The 3,050-nt window shown below is 35.1% G+C and carries 3 protein-coding genes; 2 read left to right on the forward strand and 1 reads right to left on the reverse strand.

Annotated features, from left to right (window positions below):
- On the reverse strand, positions 1-314 hold a 314-nt coding region (locus G577_RS0110230), incomplete at its 3' end, for a helix-turn-helix domain-containing protein (protein ID WP_028791080.1).
- 165 nt (positions 315-479) lie between these two features.
- Here G577_RS0110230 and G577_RS0110235 point away from each other — a divergent pair.
- On the forward strand, positions 480-1,160 hold the full coding sequence (locus G577_RS0110235) for an IS6-like element IS1216 family transposase (RefSeq protein ID WP_001015311.1): 681 nt from the start codon (positions 480-482) through the stop codon (positions 1,158-1,160).
- A 41-nt stretch (positions 1,161-1,201) separates the two neighbouring features.
- Positions 1,202-1,927: a hypothetical protein gene (locus G577_RS11515; protein ID WP_051176778.1), complete on the forward strand. Its 726-nt coding sequence runs from the start codon at positions 1,202-1,204 to the stop codon at positions 1,925-1,927.
- Positions 1,928-3,050: the final 1,123 nt, after the last annotated feature.

Consider the following 3,050-nt stretch of genomic DNA (forward strand, 5'->3'; position numbering starts at 1 on the left):
TTTAGCCAATTATAAATAGATTTAGTAGCTAGTTTAAATTCGTGAGCAATCATTCCTGGTGACCAGCTTAGACGTAAATGGTTGAGAATTTTTTGCTTTAACTCATCGCTCAGCTTAGTTTTCCGACCACATCGTGATCGCTTGTATTCGGCATCTGTTTGTGCTAATTCAGCCTGATAAGGTTGACATCGAGATAATTCATAAGAAATTGTTGACGGTGATCGGTTCAGCCGAACGCCCATTTGGATATTGGACAGCCCTAGTTCACAAAAGGTTTCGATTTTAATTCGTTCGGAATAGGTTATACTAGACAAAAGATCAGCTCCTAAAAGATGGGGTTGTGGTAAACACCATTTTAAAGGAAGCTGATCTTTTTTGTCCGAACAGCGTTCGGATTAATTTTACGGTTCTGTTGCAAAGTTTTAAATCTACTATCAAATAAGGTAGAATAATAGAAAAAGATAGCAGGAGGAATGACGATGAATCATTTTAAAGGAAAGCAATTTCAGCAGGATGTGATTATTGTAGCCGTGGGCTACTATCTTCGTTATAACCTTAGCTATCGTGAAGTTCAAGAAATCTTATATGATCGTGGCATTAACGTTTCTCATACGACGATTTATCGTTGGGTGCAAGAATATGGCAAACTACTCTATCAAATTTGGAAAAAGAAAAATAAAAAATCCTTTTATTCATGGAAAATGGATGAAACGTACATCAAAATTAAAGGAAAATGGCATTATTTGTATCGAGCCATCGATGCAGATGGTTTAACCTTGGATATTTGGTTACGTAAAAAACGGGACACACAAGCAGCCTATGCTTTTCTTAAGCGGTTAGTGAAGCAGTTTGATGAACCGAAGGTTGTAGTCACAGATAAAGCCCCCTCTATTACAAGTGCCTTTAAGAAACTAAAAGAATACGGCTTTTATCAAGGGACAGAACATCGTACCATTAAATACCTGAATAATTTGATTGAACAAGACCATCGTCCAGTAAAGAGACGCAATAAATTCTATCGAAGTTTACGCACTGCCTCTACCACGATTAAAGGCATGGAAGCCATCCGAGGATTATATAAGAAAACCCGAAAAGAAGGCACTCTCTTCGGGTTTTCGGTCTGTACTGAAATCAAGGTATTATTGGGAATCCCAGCTTAAATCATAGATACCGTAAGGGATTTTATTCTTTATTTAAAACTTTGCAACAGAACCAAGATGATAATGTTTACTTTATTTTCACCAATCAAGAATTAAAAGAACTACGTCATTGGTCGAATGATAAGACAAATAAAGTAAAGAAAGAACTAGAAGACGCTAATCTGCTTTTACAAAAAAGAATGGGCTTTAATCCCAAAACAGGGAAAAATGAACCGAATCGTTTGTATCTTGCCGACTTAGAAGTTACTGCGACAGATGTCTATCAGAAACATGCTAACGAGCAAGAAAGCGCTAAACCCCTTGGTAATAGCGGAAGTGCAGAAATGAGACACAATCTAGACAAGACTAATAAACCCTTAGATACAAATAGATACAATATAGATACAACAAGCTTAGATTTTTCCAACAAAAAATATACGGCAGAACAACTTGAACAACAAAACCAAGACCTAATGACCCACGCTCAAGAGTTTCTAACAGATCAAGCAAGTTATCCGACCTTTTTAAATCAAGAGGGCATAGATTTATTAGGTAAATGGTGCAATACGCCGAAAGAATTACATCGGTTTATTGGGATTATCTTGAATGCTCGAAAAGATGACCATACCATTCATACCACGACGGAAAACTATCTTTATGGCACGTTTAAGCACTTATTTGCAGACATAGCAAACGATATTTTAAATGAGCAATGGCAAAAAGAAGACGAACGCAACGAACAAGCTTTTCTTGCGAATGTCGAACAACAACTGAATAATAAGCAATAAACGGGGTTCATTTGCTTTCTAAGCGTTTTTGGACTCAAAAAGGTATAAAAGGACAGGCGAAAGTGAAAAGTTCTTAGAGAAGCTATGAGTCGTTTCTAAGCGAAAAGCTTTTGCCCTGTCTTATAAATGCCCCTTTCCCTTTAAAAAGCTCTCAAAAGCTCTCTCAGCTGTTTGAATACTTGCGCAGGGAAAAAGGAGCGAGCTTTCCTTTCAAAAGCAACAGCAAGAAAACAAACCGCTAATTTTGAGATTTATGAGGTTAGCTTGATGATTTCTTGTTTTGTCCTTGTTGTCCATTTTTATATCCTTTACTCATTGATTGAGAAACGCATTGCGAGTAACTCATGTTATTGGACACGAGAAAAGAACGCATAAAATGATGGAACATGGTAGAACAATTCATTTGCATTTTGACAACATGATTTTAAATTTTGGAGCAATGATGAAAAGGTTCTCGTTCTTTTAAAGTGAATGATTGGTTCTATAGTGGGGTTAAGGATTTCATTTTTGGTTTTAATATGGCGTAAAAAAATACAAACTTGCCAAACGTTTTGGTCTATTTTTTCATGTCTAAAATGCCCCCTTTAAAATTCAAAATAAAGGCATTTAACGTTTGGATCTTTTATGATAAAGTTTGCAAAAAAGGAGTACTTTTATGAGTATTATTTGGTTATCGATTATAGGTATGTGGTTTTGTATTGGAATGGCATTTTTTGCTATCAAGATGAGTAAAAATAAAAAATAGAACACGCATTTATGCCGAGAAAATTTCTAAAGATGATAAATGTAAAATAAAATAAAGAAAAAAGCGCAAAGAAGACCTACCGAAAAAATCTTCTTTGTGCTTTTTTAATACTCTAAAAGTATTGGTTTAAAGTATAAATGATAGCTGGCAAAAGAGCTAGTTTCTTTAGAAAAATTTGAATAAAATGGAATTGTTAAGATTTAATTTGTTTAATTTCATATCTATATAGCTTGAGTGTCGCGCGCTCTAAGATAGACTGCTAATATATACTACTAATATATACTGCTAGGATATACTGCTAGGAGTTTTGTATCCATTAAGCGCGTAAGAGCGAAACGGGGGTAAGGGATATAAAAATGGACAGTAAGGGATATAAAA

The sequence above is a fragment of the Tetragenococcus muriaticus DSM 15685 genome (assembly GCF_000423785.1).
GTDB classification, from domain to species: domain Bacteria; phylum Bacillota; class Bacilli; order Lactobacillales; family Enterococcaceae; genus Tetragenococcus; species Tetragenococcus muriaticus.

Coding starts and splice junctions, on each gene's coding strand:
- G577_RS0110235 (WP_001015311.1), top strand. CDS start 480: ATGAATCATTTTAAAGGAAAGCAATTTCAGCAGGATGTGATTATTGTA.